Here is a 17087-nt window from a genome sequence, read left to right as displayed (position 1 = left end):
TTGATTAGTTAACATAAAATTAATCAAAAAATATGGCTCTTGCTAGTTTTTGAACAGCGGGATCGGGCAACAGATTGTGTTTATGGTTATTTCTTTTTTGATGCTTTTGCAAAGGGATTGAAGGCCAGGGCAAGGTTTACCCAAAAATCGAGTTCATCATTTCTTCCCAAAACATCTTCCGATACTGAAACATAACCCTTCATAGGTCTGTTACCAATTACCATTTGCTGCCAGCCGTCTTTATCCGATAAGTTTTCCAGGCTATTGGGATCGAGTCGTACCATCATACTATTCTTAGAAACACCGATACACATTTTGCCATTCACCATAAAAATTAGCCCGTTGAACATCTCTTTTTCCTGTACATCTTGTAGATGCATTAGACGTTCGGCCACACGGAGCGCCAAGGTTTCGTTATATTTCATGGTTCAAATTGTTATTTACGTTTGGCTGTGCCATACCTAATACCCGTAGCACGGAAGTATTTTTTAATCAGATCATATTTTTCATTGCAAAATTGGCCAGTCTTCATTTTGTCTGAACTTTCCTTCCTATTAAAGCACTCAAAACAGATCTCGATATATTCGGCTACTAAGCCATTTTCATCTAAAAATACAATTGCATTTCGTGGCTCATAACATCTATATCCCTCTGATTCAGCTATCAATAACCCTTTGTAGCTTTTGGTAGAGGTGTAGCCAAAGTTATAAAGTACATCGGTAAGTTTATCCACCTCCAAAGCGGATAAAATCTTCTTTTCTTTTAATCTTGTTAAATCTAATTTTTGTTTTTTTTCCAATAGTATATGGTAAACTTCTTCCTCAACTGGTATGTTGGTCGGAGCTTTAGTGGTATCGCTATAAATGATTTCAGCCATTAACTCCGGTGGTTCAAAAGAAATCAACATCACCTTTTTGTATTGGTTAAATGGAAAAAATCTTAATCTTTCTGCGGGTGAATATTTGTTCCGGTAAATGCAAACCATGCGTTTTTCTAAAACATCATAGTCTGCTCTTGAGGGCGGTTCCACAGGTGTCTTTATAATACCGTATTTTTTCTTTTGTGCAAAACACGTAAAACATAACAGGCAAAAAATAAGCGTTAATTTAATGATATGCATTATAAATCCTTTATCCATAAAATTAATGTTTAAAAGATGTTGAACAAAATAATTTCCTTACTAGCTCTATTTCAGTAAATTTGCAACATGTTATTAAACTGTTATCAGGAAGAATTATTAGAGGCTGGATGTGATGAAGCTGGAAGAGGTTGCCTCGCTGGTCCTGTTTTTGCTGCGGCGGTTATTTTGCCAAAAGGTTTTGTGTTAGAAGGATTAAATGACTCTAAGCAATTATCGCATGGGCAAAGGGCTACTCTGAGACCGATAATAGAACAGGAAGCTTTAGCCTGGGCCGTAGCTTCTTGTGATCATGAAGAGATAGACCAGATCAATATTTTAAATGCTTCCTTTTTGGCCATGCACAGGGCAATAGAAAAATTACATACTCAACCACAATACCTGGTAATTGATGGCAATCGCTTCAAAACCTATCCGCAGATTCCGCATAGCTGTATCATTAAGGGCGATGGGAAATATTTAAATATTGCTGCTGCTTCTATATTAGCCAAAACCCACCGGGATGAATACATGACCAACCTACACGTTGATTTTCCGCATTACAATTGGCAGCAGAATAAAGGATACCCTACCATTGCACACCGTAAAGCTGTGATCGAAATCGGGCTTTCGCCTTTTCACCGCAAAACTTTTAATGTGAGCGACCCTCAGTTGGATCTGTTTTCAAAAAACGCCTAAAATTTCGTATGTTCACAACATTGTGAAAATTCTGTTAATTACCAAGCGGGTTCCCTTTCCGCCAAATAGTGGTTATCCTATTGTGGTTTATAATACCATAAAAGGTTTGCTGCAACTTGGCGCAGATATTACTTTGTTTAGCCTCAACCCTACAAAAGGAAGAATTGATATTGAAGATATTTACGATCCTATTTTTGAACAGATTAAATACCATACCCACGATTTAGATACCGATGTAAACGTATGGTCGGCATTTTTTAATATTTTCACCAACGAATCTTATAATGTTTCGAGGTATTACAGCGAAGATGCCGCACGTCAGTTAGAAAACCTCTTACGCGAAAATGTATTCGACGTTATTCAATTTGAGGGACTTTTTGTTGTTCCCTATCTGGATGTGGTTAAGGCAAATAGTAATGCCAGGCTTATCTATCGGGCGCACAATATCGAATTTACCCTTTGGGAACGTCTTTCTCATTCAGAAAAGTTTTTAATCAGACGTAAATACCTGGCTTTTTTAGCTCAGCGTCTTAAGGCGTATGAAACCGATCAGATTAACCGTTTCCATCATATTTTCGCCATTAGTGAGCCCGATCGGCAAAGTATATTAAGGTTTGGCTGCGAAATTCCGATGTCGGTTTTTCCGGTGGCCATTGATTTAGAAAAATACAAGGTAGATAAAACCAAAACCAGTTTTCCCACACTTTTTCATTTAGGTGCAATGGACTGGAGGCCAAATCAGGAAGGATTAGAATGGTTTTTGGATGATATCTGGCCCGATATTGAAAAGCTGAATAAAGACCTCCGATTTTATATTGCAGGGAAAAACATGCAAAAACATTTCTTCGAGTACGATTCAGAAAACCTGATTGTAGAGGGAGAAGTTTTCGATGCGGTAGAGTTTATGAATTCTAAAGCGATTATGATTGTTCCTTTAATTTCTGGAACCGGAATGCGGGTTAAGATTATTGAAGGTATGGCCATGAAAAAATGTATTATTGCCACCACTACTGCGGCTGAGGGAATTAATTGCAGGCATGGCCACGACATTTTAATTGCCGATACCGCTGATGAATTTTACCGGTCAATTTTACAGTGTATCATTAATCCAAAACGTTGGGTAGAGATTGGAGAGAATGCCCGTAAGACTGTCGAAAACGACCATGGTGTGCATTTAATCTCTGGTAAAATGCTGAAGATTTACGAAGAATTGGTGAGTGCATAGGTGGATTTATGAGTTGACAACTTTAATAGGCATCAAGAGTGAAAGTTGTCAACTCTGAGTGCCACTCTAATAGGTACTGAAACAAGTTCAACCTGAAGGATGATTAGAAAAATCATCCATAAACTCCTTAAAATTAACCCCGAAATTTTGTCTTTTTCTTAGTACTTTTGCGCCCAAGAAGAATAACGAATAAAGCCGTCATAATTCACAGAATATCAGCTATACTGACTTCATTATCATAAAAAATAAAATTTACGGATGAAAAACACCGCATTAACAGAAAAACACATCGCTTTAGGCGCTAAAATGGTTCCATTTGCAGGTTACAATATGCCTGTTACGTACGAGGGTATAAATGCCGAACATGCAACTGTTCGTAACGGTGTAGGTGTTTTTGATGTAAGCCACATGGGCGAATTTATTCTTAAAGGCGAAAATGCATTAGATCTTATTCAACGTGTAACCAGTAACGATGCTTCTAAATTATATGATGGAAAGGTTCAGTATTCTTGCCTGCCAAATCAAGATGGTGGTATTGTAGATGATCTTTTGGTTTACAAAATAGACGATAAAACCTATATGTTGGTGGTAAATGCATCAAACATTGAAAAAGACTGGAACTGGATTCAGCAGTTTAATACAGAAGGTGTAGAAATGCACAATATTTCTGATCAAACGTCTCTTTTAGCCATTCAGGGACCAAAAGCGGCTGATGCTTTACAAAGCTTAACCGATGTTGATTTGGCATCAATGGAATATTATACTTTTGTTAAAGGTACCTTCGCTGGCGTTGATAACGTGGTTATTTCTGCAACAGGTTATACCGGAGCTGGTGGTTTTGAAATTTACTTTGAAAACCAATATGCAGATCAGATCTGGGATGCTATTTTTAAAGCGGGTGCGCCATATAACATTAAGCCAATTGGCTTAGGTGCCCGCGATACTCTGCGCTTGGAAATGGGTTTCTGTTTATACGGAAATGATATTGATGATACTACTTCACCAATTGAAGCAGGTTTAGGTTGGATTACTAAATTTTCTAAATCTTTTACCAATTCGGAGGCACTATTAGCGCAGAAAGAAGCTGGTATTCAAAAGAAATTGGTTGGTTTCGAAATGATCGATCGTGGTATTCCGCGACATGACTATGAAATTGCTGATGCTGAAGGAAACATTATCGGTAAAGTAACTTCCGGTACACAGGCGCCTTCACTGCAAAAAGCAATCGGTATGGGCTACATCGCAAAAGATTTCGCTAAAGAAGGAACTGAAGTTTTTATTTTAATCCGCAATACGCCAATTAAAGCTAAAGTGGTTAAGTTTCCTTTTTATAAATAGGATTTATAGTTAAAGCAGCAATATTTTTTAAAGTGATGGAACTGGAAGAAAATAAATATAATGAGCTGCTTTACCACATTGGGTCAACTTTACAAACGGCGAAGCAGAATGCGATAAAAGCAATTAATGTTGAGCTGATTCTTGCCAATTGGAAAATTGGAAGATATATTGTTGATTTTGAACAACACGGGAAACAGAGAGCCGAGTATGGTAAGGAATTGTTGGTAACGCTTTCTGCAGATTTGAAGTTAAAATTTGGCAAAGGATTTAGTCGGTCAAGTTTGCAGCTTATGCGTTTGTTTTATATAAACTATCCTAAATTTCAGCCCTTAGCAGACGAAGATTTAATTCGCCAGACAGTGTCTGGCGTTTTTCTTAGCTGGAGTCATTATGCAGAACTTTTAACTATTTCTGATCAGCTCTCCAGAAGTTTTTATGAAGCACAGGCTATAAAAGAAAATTGGAGTTTTAGAGAAATGAAACGCCAAATTGATTCAGCTTTATTTCAAAGACTAGCGCTAAGCAAAGATAAAGAAGGTGTACTAACTTTAGCCGAAAAAGGTCAAGTAATTAATAGCTCTGATGATTTAATCAGAGACCCTTATATTTTTGAGTTTTTGAACATCCCTACAGGCAGTATCATTAAAGAATCGGGACTAGAGAAAAAACTTATTGATAATCTCCAAAGATTTTTATTGGAGCTTGGTAAGGGCTTTTCATTTGTCGCGAGGCAGTTTAAAATAACTGTCGATAATGAACACATGTTTGTTGATATCGTGTTTTATCACCGAATATTAAGGTGTTTCGTACTTATCGACCTGAAAACAAAAAAGGTAAAACATCAGGATATCGGCCAAATGAATTTTTATCTCAACTATTTCAAAGAGGAAGAAAATGCTGAAGGCGATAATGATCCGATAGGAATTATCATTGCTGCAGATAAAAATGAATTTTTGGTAAAGTATGTAACTGGTGGACTCTCCAATAAAATATTCGTCTCCAAATATCAACTTTATTTACCTGATCAAAAACTCCTGGAAGAAAAGGTAAAAGAAATTATTAATGAATAAATCTCATCGCATGTCAAAAAAAATAGAAGTTTGTTTAACTCCGGCCTTAATCGACTTATACGATATAGAACAAAGCATTGTCGTGGTTATCGATATTTTGAGAGCTACCTCATCTATTACTTATGGGATAGATAATGGTGCTGAAGCGATTATTCCCGTAGCTCAGGTGGAAGATTGTTTAAACTATCGCGATAGCGGATTTTTATTGGCAGCAGAACGAAATGGAGAGGTGGTAGAAGGATACGATTTCGGCAACTCGCCATTCTCTTATACCCATGAAAAAGTAAATGGAAAAACGGTCGTTTTAACCACTACAAATGGTACCAAAGCTTTGCATCTGGCACAAAAAAGAGCTTATCAGGTTGTGATCGGATCATTCCTTAATTTAGATTCGCTTTGCGATTATCTGAAAAGTCAGGATAAAAATGTGCTTTTGCTGTGTGCTGGTTGGAAAGATCAGTTCAATTTAGAAGATACCCTTTTTGCCGGAGCGGTTGTAAATAATCTCCGTCAAAATTTCGAACATTTTGACGATTCTAGTGTAGCTGCAGAAGATTTGTATTCTTTGGCTAAAGCAGATCTGAGAAAGTACCTTCATAAATCATCGCATAGCCATCGCCTGGCTCAGTTGAATATAGAGGAAGATGTTGTTTTCTGTTTGCAGTTAAATCTGTGCAAAACAATTCCGGTATTGGAGGGTGAACGTTTGGTGGCCTTAAAAACTAATTAATATAGTCGTCGTTTGTAACGAGAATTGTGGAGAACCACATTTGTAATGTGGTTGCATCAGTCATAAAAATTGTTTCCTCTCGGCGATAAAATCGCCATTCTCTTTTATCCTCGTTGCAAACGAGGACAATGAGACACTCTTAATTAAAAGCTGAGATTTAGCCCCAATAATACAGCATTTTTTCTAAAATTTGCACCATTAAATTGAGTTTCCTCTGTTGCCCGGCTATTAAAATAAGCTTTATCTACACCAGAGTAAGTGTTGATGTTATTGATCTTATAGTCAACTTCTAACCGTAAACTTTTGCTTACTGGTACAGCAAGATTGATATCGCCACTTAAGGAAAAGGAATTTGCCTTATGTGTAAAGCTTACAGGTTTTGCAAAATCAGGGATTAAATTCCAGTTGGCTTTTGCCGAATAATTGTAAAAACCAGCTAAAATCGTGGCACCCAAACTAAATTTATTCGTGATAAAAATGAATTCTGCTCCAAAATCGAATCCTTTATATCTTGCTTGATATGTAGAGTTTAAGCCTTTGCTGTCTGGGTTATTTGCACTTTCTAACAGATAGAATTTTTGCTGATTGTACGAAAGTCCGACAATTGGATTGATGTTAAATTGCCCAAACTTTAATAGTTGATAATTGAGCTGTAAAGCGGCATCATATAAGTAACCTTTATTTGCGTTGAGCAGATCGAAATAAAAAGCATTCTGCCTGTTATCATCTGCATAGTCGGTATCTTCTGCCTCTCCTTTGGTTATGTTGCTGTATTGGTTAGTAGCTTTAACACTTAACCGCCGGGTAATATTGTATTTGATGTCTAACCCAAAACCAGGCCCTTTAAGATTTTTCCAGATCAGTTCTGATAGTACATTCGGATTGGCACCAGCCGCATTGCCGGCAATAGACCAGTCAAATTTAGATTGCTGGAGACCGATATAAGGTTTTACACTCCACCTGTGAGGGGTGTCTTGTGCTGATACGACTTTACAGAATAAGATGAGGGTTGAGCAGGCTAAAAACTGTTTGATCAAGGAAATCCGCAAAGCGATCTGCATATCTATTTTATTTTATAGCAGTAAAATACACATAGTGGCCAATTATACCACTATGTGTAATTATTTATTTTTAAAATGGATATACTGAAGCAATAAATGTTTTATCAGTAGGAGATAGTACTGTATTCCATCCCACTTCGTAATCACCGGTGGTTAGTTCGTTTGGAACAGCATAGTGCATGATTGAGTATTTATCATAAGTGCTATAATTGGTTTGGGAGGTAGTGTATTTTGCAAATAAGGCATTGTCTACTTCTGCCTGGCTCCAGTAATTTGGAGCAGCTGCGTAATAAGCATAAACAGCAGGTTTATCCCAGGGAATAGCTACCAATGGGTGTTGGTGTTCATGGATCAATCCTAAGGCATGGCCGAATTCGTGGATTACTACCCGGCTATATTCCGAATCTGATGTACTTGCTGTTAACCAACCGTAGTTCATGGTAGCACCGGTGCTAGGCGTTAATTTTCCGAGATAAGACCAGGATCCATCTCCACTTACAAAACTTACCCTGATTTTGGCTGTATTGTCGTTTGTTACAAAGTTGAATTTGATGTTGGCATATTGTTCCCAAGCCTTTGCATATTGAATTACTTTAGCCCTGATGGCTGCTGTGCTTCCGTTTAAACTCACCTTGATTGTGGTGCCTGGAGTCCATTTAGTAGATTTTAGTAGGGCACCTCTAGGGGTAGTACCATCTAATGATCTTTCTGTGCAGACCTGAATATTACCAAGTGGATTCACAGCAGCTATTTCTGGTTTTTCTAAATCTGCAGTTTCTGTAGGCCTTTCTTTTTTACAGGCGTATAATACTATAGATAGGACAAGTGCGGTTAATAAGGTTTTATTTAATTTTAAAAATTTCATGATTAGGTTTTTTTAGGTTAATAATGATCTGATTTTTGGCTGAAAATCAAATTAGAAAATAGCGAATACAGGGATTCTTCTTCTTTGGAAAAGAATAATTTGGTTGAAAAGCATAAATAGACATTTAGGTTAATTCCCTCTGCGTTTGCAAAGTACAATCCTAAAGTAAATCAATATTATATCAATACCAAGAAAATTGTAATATTTTTATTGCATAAATGTATTTTTTACTCTCAATAAAATAGTTAATTTTATTTATTTTATTGTAGTTTTAATACTGCAAGATCCGGGATGAACACCAATAAATACGATCAATTATTTCGTGATCAGTTCAGAGATTGTCGGACTATTTTTAATCGTAATCAAGGCTTCTTCGTGTGCCAGCCAATAAATGTCTTCAGCACGTTTCATATCAAATGTACTAATGGCGCCTAAACCTTTTGGTTCGATTAATACATTACAAAATTTAGCTTTTCTTTCCATATCGTGGTTGATCGACATGATACCTGCGCGGCCCATTAAATTGGTGATACCTGTAATTTTATCAACTGGTTTAAGGTGGTTACACGATGAGCCTATAATGAAATCGCATTCATCCATTAAAGGTTCGACTGGGAAATTATTTAAAATACCGCCATCCACATACATCTGACCATCAATCATAATGGGTTTAAAAATGCCTGGGATACAACTAGAGGCATGAATGGCTCTGATAAGAGGCCCTTTTGTAAAATAAACCAACCGGCCTTCGCTAAAGTTTACGGCAGCAATGGTTAAAGGTATTTTTAGATTCTCAATTAAATTTTCGGGAAAATATTCCTTTAATATTAAAGCAGTATTCTCAATATTAATTAAGCCTAAAGAACCTACAGCTGGTCGTACAAAGCGCCAGAGTTTGGTTTTAAGGAAAATATTTAAGCCTTCTTCCGGATCTATACCAGCTGCAAAAAAGGCTCCGGCTATGGCTCCTGCACTTGTTCCACTAATGTGACTAAAGGTAATGCCCAAATTGCTAAAGGCTTTTAAAACCCCTAAATGAGCTATTCCCCTGATGCCTCCGCCTGATAATACAATGCCAACTTTCATAGGTTTAATTTAGTATGATTACTTAAAAGTTTAACTGATCAATTTTATTGCTTAATTGTTGTATTGTTAAATTGTTTTGGCCTTTAAAACTGATAACTAAAAACTGCAAACTATCGCTGTTGTTTCGGTTTATACTTCGATTGATTTAAAATCTTTTGTGCCTCATTATCGGCCATTAACTGTTGCAAAGTAATATCAGGATGCGCTTTCATGTATTTCTTAACAATTTGCCAACCCATCCATACACCCAATTTTGGTGCCGAATCTCTATTTTCGCCTAAACCCGGGGTAAAAGGTCCTTCAGATAAAAACACCTGGATTTTTTGGTAGTCGGTTTCATACAGGTAATTGTTCTCTAAAAAATATGCCCAAATATCACCCTCAAAATTTTGGACCCAGTCTAATTGTTGTTGAGTATATCCGATTTTGATAGAATCGCTTAAGTTTTCGGGCAGTACCTGATCTAAAAAATATAAAACCTTTCCCTGAAAGATCATTTTAGACAATAAGGTTCTATTGTCATCAGGCTCTGCAAACAGTTCTTCATGTGCATAAGTTTCGGCTACACGTGGCACAATATATTCAGGTGCAAACCTCCTGGAAAGATATAAGGGTACACTTTGCACAATAGCCCTGTAAAATTTACTGTCTTTACCCAGAAACATGTCCAAGCCAATACCCAGATAGTTATCGCCTACTGGCATTTGGTAAGCAAAACCTGAAGCAAAAGAAATAAATTTTGGAATCTTCGCTTTTGGATAATAGTATTTAATGTATTTAAAAGTTTCATTTAAGCCCTCTTCCTGTACTTTTAAGTTTGGAAAAACACTATCTACTTCTTTGCTTAAATCGGTATAGGCCTGATCTTTATATAAATTGGCTAAAGATTCGGTGTTTGAGTATTTACTATCCAGAATCCGGTGGATAAAATCGTCATAAAACACACCATATTTCGAGCCAAGCTGTTTGTCTATATCAATGATGTTTTTGTTTTTTCCGGCAAATAGTTCTTTATCAAATCTTTCGATTTTAATTTTTACCTGTATATTGCTTACATCAGGTCTGTTGCTTTGCTTACAGGAAATAAATGTGATGGCAAAAAGAAAAATTAGATAAATTTGCCAGTGTTTAACGTTATACATCATGTACAACAAATATATATAAACACTGATAGCATGAAAAGAATATCAATCATTTTAATTTTGTCTGTTTTAAGTATTGGCGCATGGGCGCAAAATTTTCCTATAACCAATTATGGCTTTAGGTTAGGCCTAACTGCTACTCCAACTTTTGGTTGGATTAAGCCTGAACAGGGAAAAACAGATGGAATAGCTTTGGGTTTTTCTTACGGATTAATGGGCGATTTTAATTTTGCTCCTAATTATAGTTTTTCTACCGCTTTAACCATTACTTCTATTAACGGTAAAAGCACTGAGGCGAACGTGCTGCCTTATTATGCAACGAGTAGTAGCAGTACCCCAAAAGCTTACGATTTAAAATATAAGTTACAATATGTAGAACTGCCTTTAACCATTAAATTAAAAACAGTAAAGGCTGACGGAAAACGCTGGTATGGTCAGTTTGGTTTGTCTAATTCATTCAATATCAGTGCTAAGCAAGACGCGGTTACAGGTGGTATGGTTGTTGGCGATAATTTAAACGTGTCTGATAATATCAAACTTTACCGTGCCGGATTAATCATCGGTGGAGGTGGCGAATTTGATATTTCTGGCAATACCAGTATTGTAGCGGGTTTAACTTTTAATAATGGTTTCACTAACATTGTAACAGATAAAGCCAGGGATGTTAGAAATCATTATTTGGCACTTAATTTCGGTGTATTCTTTTAATCTCAATATTTTTGTCTTGATACTTACTACCTGATACTTTTACCATGAAAATAGCACTAGCACAACTTAATTACCACATTGGAAACTTTGAAGCCAACACGGAAAAAATAAAGGAAAATATTCAATTGGCTAAAGATAAAGGAGCTGATCTGGTTGTTTTTGCCGAACTGGCTATCTGTGGTTATCCCCCAAGAGATTTTTTAGAGTTTGATGAGTTTATCGCCTTGTGCGAAGGTGCTGCTCAGGAAATAGCCAGACATTGTACAGATATTGCCTGTATTGTCGGTTTACCGGTTAAAAATGAGATCTTACAGGGAAAAGACCTGTATAATGCAGCGTATTTTATCGAAGAAGGAAAAGTTAAGGCAATTGTTAAAAAAGCATTATTGCCAACGTACGATGTGTTTGATGAATATCGCTATTTCGAACCTGCCACAACATTTAACTGTATCGATTTTAAGGGAAAAAAAATTGCCTTAACCATTTGTGAAGACCTGTGGAATATTAACGATAATCCACTATATGTTTCTAACCCAATGGATGAGCTGATTAAGGAGCAACCTGATGTGATGATTAATATTGCTGCATCTCCTTTTTCTTATACCCATGATGATGAACGTATAAAAGTTTTAGCCGACAATGCAAAAAAGTATAACCTTCCGGTATTTTATGTAAACCAGGTTGGTGCGCAAACTGAAATTATTTTTGATGGAGGTTCTTTGGTTTTCGATGCTGATGGAGAGATGAAAGCAGAAATGAAGTATTTTGAAGAAGACCTTCAGGTTTTTGATTTAGAAGAGGTAGAAAGTGTGCGTAATAAATACCCTAAATCGGAAAGATTAACAGATATTGAGCAGATTCACGATGCATTGATTTTAGGTATTAAAGATTATTTTAGGAAATCTGGTTTTAGTAAAGCGGTTTTAGGTTTATCAGGCGGAATTGATTCTGCCGTGGTATGTGCACTGGCTTGTCGCGCGCTAGGGCCTGAGAATGTAATGTCCGTTTTAATGCCTTCTAAATTTTCTTCCGACCATTCTATTCAAGATGCTTTAGATTTGGTTAATAATATTGGTTGCATGCACGAAATTGTGCCAATTAAAGAGGTTGCAGAGGCTTTCGATCATATACTGGCACCAGCTTTTAAGGGTTTGCCTTTTAACCTTGCAGAAGAGAATGTTCAGGCCCGTATCCGCGGAATCATTAATATGGCCATGAGCAATAAATTTGGTTATATTTTATTGAATACATCGAACAAAAGCGAGTGTGCTGTTGGTTATGGCACTTTATACGGAGATATGTGTGGTGCAATTGGCGTAATAGGCGATGTGTATAAAATGCAGGTTTTTGAGCTTGCAAGGTACATTAATAAGGAAAGGGAAATTATCCCGATTAATACTATTGTTAAACCACCTTCAGCAGAATTGAGACCTGATCAAAAAGATTCTGATTCATTGCCTGAATATGAAATCTTAGATAAAATATTATACCAGCACATCGAAAAGAAACAGGGCTCGAAAGCCATTATTGCTCAAGGTTTTGATGAGGCATTGGTGCTGCGGATTCTGAAAATGGTTAATGTTGCAGAATTTAAACGTTACCAAACCCCGCCTATTTTAAGGGTATCGCCTAAAGCCTTTGGTATGGGAAGAAGAATGCCGATAGTTGGGAAATATATGGCTTAGTTGTTTTAACTGCGCAATTGTTGGAATTGTTAGGTTAACTGATTAAGCGGTTAATTGTTTAATTTGTGAATTGCCAACTGGAAACAGCCAACTGAAAACCGCTGTCATGCTTAGGCACGAAGCATCTGCTCAATAGCCTGTAGATGCTTCGTACCTCAGCATGACAAAATAGGCTATGCTAAAGTAGCATCAACTGTAATGGTTGTATTTAATAATTTAGAGATCGGGCAGTTTTTCTCTGCATCAGCTACCAGTTCATCAAATTTTTCTTTTGTCAAATCAGGTACAGAAGCCGTTAAGGTTAAATGCGATTCAACAATTTCACCTTTTGATGGATCAAGGTTAATTTCACATTTAGTTTCCAGTTTATCTGCTGTAAATCCTGCTTCAGTTAAGTTAGCAGATAATTTCATGGTAAAACAGCCTGCGTGAGCAGCAGCAATTAATTCCTCCGGATTTGTGCCAACACCTTCTGCAAAACGAGAATTAAAAGAATATTGAGTATTATTTAAAGTGGTACTTTGTGTAGTGATGTTACCATTACCTTCTTTAATAGAACCTTGCCATACGGCCGTTGCATTTCTTTTCATGATTGGATTTTATTTTTAGATTGTTTAACACCTAAAGATAAAAATATGTTTGTTTAAAGGTGGCAATTCTTTGTTAAGAAATCCTTGTATTAGAATCATTCCCAAATATTGTTTCAAAAAAAGAAGCTGCTCCAGAGAAACAGCTTCTAATGCATTACGATCTTTTAGGTTATTTATCTGATTTTAAATTATAAAGGGTACAATACCGCGGTAGCCTGTTTATCCTTTGATGATAAAACAGTTGCGCCGCTTCCACATTGTCCGCCGTTCATTAATGATAATGCATCGGTTCCTCCAACCCCTGGAACATTAATGGTTGTAGATTGGTTGGTGTGTTTAAATGAAATGGTATGGCCAAATTCATGGGTTATGGTTCTCGTACGTTGTGCAAAAGAATTGTTCTGGATCAGATTGCGGTTAATCCAAACCGTATTGCCAGCTTTACCGTTAGAGGTTGATAAATAAGCCTGCCCGCATGTAGAACTTCCAATAGTATTATCTACTTTAATTAGAATATCATAAATAGTACCTGTTGTAATCACAAATTTGAGTTTAGAATTAGGCACCGTATTCCATTGGTTGATTGCAGAATTGATTTCGCTGATCATACTGTTAATCGAAGGGTCGACCTTAACGCGTATATTAGTGCTATTGGTTACAATATAGCCATTGTAATATTGTTCTGTGATTGGTTTTCCATTATCGGCAGGAACCTCCATATTTTTAGCAAATACGATATCGCCATCAACAACATAATTATTTCCACTTTCTACAATCTGTGCATCTGTAAATCCAAGATTTTTGATGTAAGCAAGAACTTTTTGATTTTGAGTGGTTTCGTTTTCCAGATCGGCTGGTATCTCATTTTTTTTAGAACATGAGATCACGACTACTGATAGCAACGCAATCAGCATGGTTTTTTTGAATAGGTTTTTCATAGTTTAGGTTTTTGGTTTAGATCGTAATACGCTGTAATTAAAGTATTAAATGAATAAATATAATACAAAAAATACATATTTGTATTTTTAACACATATTTTTTGTATTTTTAATTAGCGTATTTTAATCTTTCCGTTTGCCCTAATCTATCTGGTGTTTTAGCCTACTACTTCTAATCGACTGGAAAAGTAATATACCTACACCAATCATGATCGAAATATCAGCAAAATTAAAAACACCCGTTTGGAAGATGTAAAAATCTATATGCATAAAATCGGTAACCGATCCATGTACAATCCGGTCATATAAGTTGCCAATACCGCCACCGATCAGAAAACACAAAGCAATTTGCATAGTCATTGGTAAATTACGCTTGGCAAAAAGAAAATATAACCCGTAGCCCAAAAATAATAATGGTAAGCCTGTTAAAATAATTAGTCTGAAAATATAGGGCATATTATCGCCAAGACTTAAAAACGCACCACTGTTTTCTACTTTGGTCAATGTAAAATGGTTTTTTATAATGCTGATATGTTCGTAGTCGCTGATCTCAGTACGCACAATTTTTTTAGAAATCTGATCGCAACCAAAATTTAAAGTTAATAACAAGAGTAATACCGACCAGCGGAGGTTTTCTATTTTTTGCATAATTTTTATCTGATAATATCGGCATCAACGGGTATGTAGCCTAAATGTCTGCTTAACGACATGATTTGACCTTTGTGATGAAACTCGTGGGTAATAACATGAGTAAACAACTGCAATGGATTTACCGTTAAAATCTCTCCATTCCTGTGTATTTCAATTTCCTGAAGCTCAATTCCTTTAAATTTTTCGATAAATAAGCCAATATATTCATCTACCTGGTCAAAATAACTTTGGCAGTCTTTTAAGGTCTGGTATTTTTCGAAAGGTAAAAACTTCTGTTCAATGCCTAATGCTCTTTCACCAATCCACGCACAATAGGTTTGACCAATATGAACCAACAAATTCCTGATAGATCCTCTGCCAAACGAACTGTTGTTGGTTAAGAAATCCTGTTCTGAAATGCCTTTGATATAATTTAAAAGGGTATTTCTGGATGATAAAATGAAATCGTATTGTTCTTTAAGCATGCCTTGGTTTCCTGATCCATTTTCTAAACGGAATGATCAAAGCTAAAAGAATAGCTGTAAGACTCAAGATTTTTGCAATAAGATCTCCACTTTTTACATAAAAGGTAATCTCGTCGTTCAGGTTGATGTTCGCTTTTAGCGCAGTTCTGGTCCACCACTTGGTGCTTTGTGTTACATCGCCACGTTGATTGATGAAGCATGAAATTCCGGTATTTGCCGAGCGGGCTACATCGCGGTGGGTTTCAATTGCCCTAAGCTTGGCGTACATCATGTGCTGGTCTTTACCAGAAGTATTTCCCCACCAGCCATCATTCGTGATAATAGCAATAAATTGTGCACCATCTTTAACCTGTTGGCCAATCCAGTCGCCCCATAAGCTTTCGTAACAAACCACTGGTGCAGCACCGATGCCGCTTTGTGCATAAAGTACACTTGGTTTTTCTTGCCAGCCCCAGCCACCAACTGTTCCCCCTAATTGAGCAAAAACACCGTCTAAAAATGAAAATACTTTTGGGAAAGGCATTTTTTCTACCCCGGGAACGAGCTTAGATTTATGGTAAAACTGAACATTAGCAGAGTTTTCTACCTGCATCGCTGTATTAAAATTGTCGAAATAAAGGCCTTTCTGATTATCAAATTTAGCTGTTATTGTTTTTTTGTCCTGATAAATTTTAATGCTTTCTATACCTGTGATCAATGTCCCATTTTTATACTTTGATAAAAAGCTTTGCAGGTTGACAAAATCAGGATTGCTTCTGATTCTATCTTCATCTGCGTAATTTGGAATGGCAGTTTCCGGCCAGATAAAATATTCTGTGTTGGATTGCCCGATTGAATCGGATAAATGGGTTAAAATTTTAATTTGTTCAGCAGGCGGAATATTCTCCAGTTTTTGATAAGGATCAATATTAGGCTGAACCACTACAACATTACTCGGTGTACCTTTCTGTTCTGCTGTAAAGTATTTGGTTAGTGAAATGCTGATGGGTATAATCACCACCAAAGCCCAGATTCCTGCAGTTCTAAATCTTAAATAGCCAGTTTGGGATTTGAGTTTTTTGTAAGCTTCAAAAGCGAGAATATTGCTCACTAAAATCCATAACGAACCACCATAAATACCGGTATAATCGTACCATTGCGCCAATTGGTGCATTCCAGCCAAACCATTTCCTAAAGTCATCCATGGGAAGGCTAAATCCCAGGTTTGCTGCAGATATTCTAAAGCGATATAAAAGGAGATTAACCCAAGGTAGGCGATCTTTTTATTTACGTATTTGCCCAACCTGTAGTATAACCAAAAAGCAAAGGTCATTAAAAGTGCACCTAAACCGTAAGGGATTAAGGAAACGGGTAGTGCTACTGCCGGGCCATTATAAGCACTAATCGCATTATATACCCAATAAATTGATGCCGTATTCCAGACTAAAAAAGTTAAACCTGCAGTTAAGAAAATTTTTTTTCCCTGTTTTTTTTCTGCGTTACCTGAAATGGAATCGAGCGCAATGAACAAAGGCACCAGGCCGATTAACAACAAAGGTGTGGTAAAAGGCATTGGTGGCCAGGCTAGCCAAAGCAAAAATGCACTAAAGAGGGCGAGGAGGTAAGTTTGTTTAGATTTCATATAAAATTACTTGTCATTCTGACGCAGGAAGAATCTCTAAGCGACAAAGAACTGACTTTGTTTTGGTTAATATAAGTACAGTGCAACTGTGTTAGGG

The 17087-nt window shown here is 36.7% G+C and carries 18 protein-coding genes; 7 read left to right on the top strand and 11 right to left on the bottom strand.

The window, feature by feature from the left end:
• Positions 1 to 86: 86 nt before the first annotated feature.
• Both BCL90_RS12045 and BCL90_RS12040 read right to left on the bottom strand, forming a co-directional pair.
• A complete protein-coding gene (locus BCL90_RS12045; RefSeq protein WP_121284213.1) occupies positions 87 to 425 on the bottom strand; it encodes a TfoX/Sxy family protein in 339 nt (112 codons plus the stop codon).
• An 11-nt stretch (positions 426 to 436) separates the two neighbouring features.
• A complete protein-coding gene (locus tag BCL90_RS12040) occupies positions 437 to 1138 on the bottom strand; it encodes a hypothetical protein (RefSeq protein WP_121284212.1) in 702 nt (233 codons plus the stop codon).
• 69 nt (positions 1139 to 1207) lie between these two features.
• Here BCL90_RS12040 and BCL90_RS12035 point away from each other — a divergent pair, with 69 nt between their 5' ends.
• The 5 genes from BCL90_RS12035 (at position 1208) to BCL90_RS12015 (ending at position 6179) form a co-directional block, all read left to right on the top strand.
• A complete protein-coding gene (locus BCL90_RS12035) occupies positions 1208 to 1816 on the top strand; it encodes a ribonuclease HII (protein WP_121284211.1) in 609 nt (202 codons plus the stop codon).
• Between the two features lie 22 nt (positions 1817 to 1838).
• Positions 1839 to 3041: a glycosyltransferase family 4 protein gene (locus BCL90_RS12030; RefSeq protein WP_121284210.1), complete on the top strand. Its 1203-nt coding sequence runs from the start codon at positions 1839 to 1841 to the stop codon at positions 3039 to 3041.
• Between the two features lie 258 nt (positions 3042 to 3299).
• Positions 3300 to 4379: a glycine cleavage system aminomethyltransferase GcvT gene (gene gcvT, locus BCL90_RS12025; protein WP_121284209.1), complete on the top strand. Its 1080-nt coding sequence runs from the start codon at positions 3300 to 3302 to the stop codon at positions 4377 to 4379.
• 35 nt (positions 4380 to 4414) lie between these two features.
• Positions 4415 to 5449 carry a PDDEXK nuclease domain-containing protein gene (locus BCL90_RS12020; protein ID WP_121284208.1) on the top strand — a complete coding sequence of 345 codons (1035 nt, stop codon included), beginning with the start codon at positions 4415 to 4417 and terminating at the stop codon, positions 5447 to 5449.
• Between the two features lie 10 nt (positions 5450 to 5459).
• Positions 5460 to 6179: a 2-phosphosulfolactate phosphatase gene (locus BCL90_RS12015; RefSeq protein WP_121284207.1), complete on the top strand. Its 720-nt coding sequence runs from the start codon at positions 5460 to 5462 to the stop codon at positions 6177 to 6179.
• Between the two features lie 143 nt (positions 6180 to 6322).
• Here the strand turns inward: BCL90_RS12015 and BCL90_RS12010 are convergent, their stop codons facing one another.
• The 4 genes from BCL90_RS12010 to gldB all read right to left on the bottom strand — a co-directional run bounded on the left by BCL90_RS12010 (position 6323) and on the right by gldB (position 10336).
• Positions 6323 to 7240, bottom strand: a complete 918-nt coding sequence (locus BCL90_RS12010) for an omptin family outer membrane protease (RefSeq protein ID WP_121284206.1) — start codon at positions 7238 to 7240, stop codon at positions 6323 to 6325.
• Positions 7241 to 7310: 70 nt separating this feature from the next.
• Positions 7311 to 8105: a M12 family metallopeptidase gene (locus tag BCL90_RS12005; RefSeq protein ID WP_121284205.1), complete on the bottom strand. Its 795-nt coding sequence runs from the start codon at positions 8103 to 8105 to the stop codon at positions 7311 to 7313.
• A gap of 315 nt (positions 8106 to 8420) precedes the next feature.
• A complete protein-coding gene (locus BCL90_RS12000) occupies positions 8421 to 9191 on the bottom strand; it encodes a patatin-like phospholipase family protein (protein WP_121284204.1) in 771 nt (256 codons plus the stop codon).
• Between the two features lie 110 nt (positions 9192 to 9301).
• Complete coding sequence (gldB, locus tag BCL90_RS11995; protein ID WP_121284203.1) at positions 9302 to 10336, bottom strand: gliding motility lipoprotein GldB; 1035 nt, start codon at positions 10334 to 10336, stop codon at positions 9302 to 9304.
• A gap of 30 nt (positions 10337 to 10366) precedes the next feature.
• On the opposite strand from gldB, the gene BCL90_RS11990 reads away from it, so the two are divergent.
• The gene (locus BCL90_RS11990) at positions 10367 to 11041 is read left to right on the top strand and encodes a porin family protein (protein WP_121284202.1); all 675 of its coding nucleotides are present in this window, start codon (positions 10367 to 10369) and stop codon (positions 11039 to 11041) included.
• A gap of 44 nt (positions 11042 to 11085) precedes the next feature.
• On the top strand, positions 11086 to 12726 hold the full coding sequence (locus tag BCL90_RS11985; protein ID WP_121284201.1) for an NAD+ synthase: 1641 nt from the start codon (positions 11086 to 11088) through the stop codon (positions 12724 to 12726).
• A 173-nt stretch (positions 12727 to 12899) separates the two neighbouring features.
• On the opposite strand, the gene BCL90_RS11980 is transcribed toward BCL90_RS11985, so the two are convergent.
• The 5 genes from BCL90_RS11980 to lnt all read right to left on the bottom strand — a co-directional run bounded on the left by BCL90_RS11980 (position 12900) and on the right by lnt (position 16990).
• Positions 12900 to 13316 carry an OsmC family protein gene (locus BCL90_RS11980; RefSeq protein ID WP_121284200.1) on the bottom strand — a complete coding sequence of 139 codons (417 nt, stop codon included), beginning with the start codon at positions 13314 to 13316 and terminating at the stop codon, positions 12900 to 12902.
• A 188-nt stretch (positions 13317 to 13504) separates the two neighbouring features.
• Positions 13505 to 14254, bottom strand: a complete 750-nt coding sequence (locus tag BCL90_RS11975) for a M57 family metalloprotease (RefSeq protein ID WP_121284199.1) — start codon at positions 14252 to 14254, stop codon at positions 13505 to 13507.
• A 141-nt stretch (positions 14255 to 14395) separates the two neighbouring features.
• Positions 14396 to 14902: a signal peptidase II gene (gene lspA, locus BCL90_RS11970; RefSeq protein WP_121284198.1), complete on the bottom strand. Its 507-nt coding sequence runs from the start codon at positions 14900 to 14902 to the stop codon at positions 14396 to 14398.
• Positions 14903 to 14907: 5 nt separating this feature from the next.
• Positions 14908 to 15369, bottom strand: coding sequence for a DinB family protein (locus tag BCL90_RS11965; RefSeq protein WP_121284197.1), 462 nt, complete (start codon positions 15367 to 15369; stop codon positions 14908 to 14910).
• Entirely contained in the window at positions 15362 to 16990 is a 1629-nt protein-coding gene (gene lnt, locus BCL90_RS11960) for an apolipoprotein N-acyltransferase (protein ID WP_121284196.1), read from the bottom strand. Before lnt ends, BCL90_RS11965 begins: the two co-directional genes overlap by 8 nt.
• Between the last annotated feature and the right edge of the window lie 97 nt (positions 16991 to 17087).

It is taken from the genome of Pedobacter alluvionis (genome assembly GCF_003664035.1).
Taxonomy (GTDB): domain Bacteria; phylum Bacteroidota; class Bacteroidia; order Sphingobacteriales; family Sphingobacteriaceae; genus Pedobacter; species Pedobacter alluvionis.
This window is presented reverse-complemented; position numbering and strand designations above follow the sequence as displayed.

Coding starts and splice junctions, on each gene's coding strand:
- BCL90_RS12045 (WP_121284213.1), bottom strand. CDS start 425: ATGAAATATAACGAAACCTTGGCGCTCCGTGTGGCCGAACGTCTAATG.
- BCL90_RS12035 (WP_121284211.1), top strand. CDS start 1,208: ATGTTATTAAACTGTTATCAGGAAGAATTATTAGAGGCTGGATGTGAT.
- gldB (WP_121284203.1), bottom strand. CDS start 10,336: ATGATGTATAACGTTAAACACTGGCAAATTTATCTAATTTTTCTTTTT.
- BCL90_RS12040 (WP_121284212.1), bottom strand. CDS start 1,138: ATGGATAAAGGATTTATAATGCATATCATTAAATTAACGCTTATTTTT.
- lnt (WP_121284196.1), bottom strand. CDS start 16,990: ATGAAATCTAAACAAACTTACCTCCTCGCCCTCTTTAGTGCATTTTTG.
- BCL90_RS11965 (WP_121284197.1), bottom strand. CDS start 15,369: ATGCTTAAAGAACAATACGATTTCATTTTATCATCCAGAAATACCCTT.
- BCL90_RS11990 (WP_121284202.1), top strand. CDS start 10,367: ATGAAAAGAATATCAATCATTTTAATTTTGTCTGTTTTAAGTATTGGC.
- BCL90_RS11975 (WP_121284199.1), bottom strand. CDS start 14,254: ATGAAAAACCTATTCAAAAAAACCATGCTGATTGCGTTGCTATCAGTA.
- BCL90_RS12015 (WP_121284207.1), top strand. CDS start 5,460: ATGTCAAAAAAAATAGAAGTTTGTTTAACTCCGGCCTTAATCGACTTA.
- lspA (WP_121284198.1), bottom strand. CDS start 14,902: ATGCAAAAAATAGAAAACCTCCGCTGGTCGGTATTACTCTTGTTATTA.
- BCL90_RS11980 (WP_121284200.1), bottom strand. CDS start 13,316: ATGAAAAGAAATGCAACGGCCGTATGGCAAGGTTCTATTAAAGAAGGT.
- BCL90_RS11985 (WP_121284201.1), top strand. CDS start 11,086: ATGAAAATAGCACTAGCACAACTTAATTACCACATTGGAAACTTTGAA.
- BCL90_RS12000 (WP_121284204.1), bottom strand. CDS start 9,191: ATGAAAGTTGGCATTGTATTATCAGGCGGAGGCATCAGGGGAATAGCT.
- gcvT (WP_121284209.1), top strand. CDS start 3,300: ATGAAAAACACCGCATTAACAGAAAAACACATCGCTTTAGGCGCTAAA.
- BCL90_RS12005 (WP_121284205.1), bottom strand. CDS start 8,105: ATGAAATTTTTAAAATTAAATAAAACCTTATTAACCGCACTTGTCCTA.
- BCL90_RS12020 (WP_121284208.1), top strand. CDS start 4,415: ATGGAACTGGAAGAAAATAAATATAATGAGCTGCTTTACCACATTGGG.
- BCL90_RS12010 (WP_121284206.1), bottom strand. CDS start 7,240: ATGCAGATCGCTTTGCGGATTTCCTTGATCAAACAGTTTTTAGCCTGC.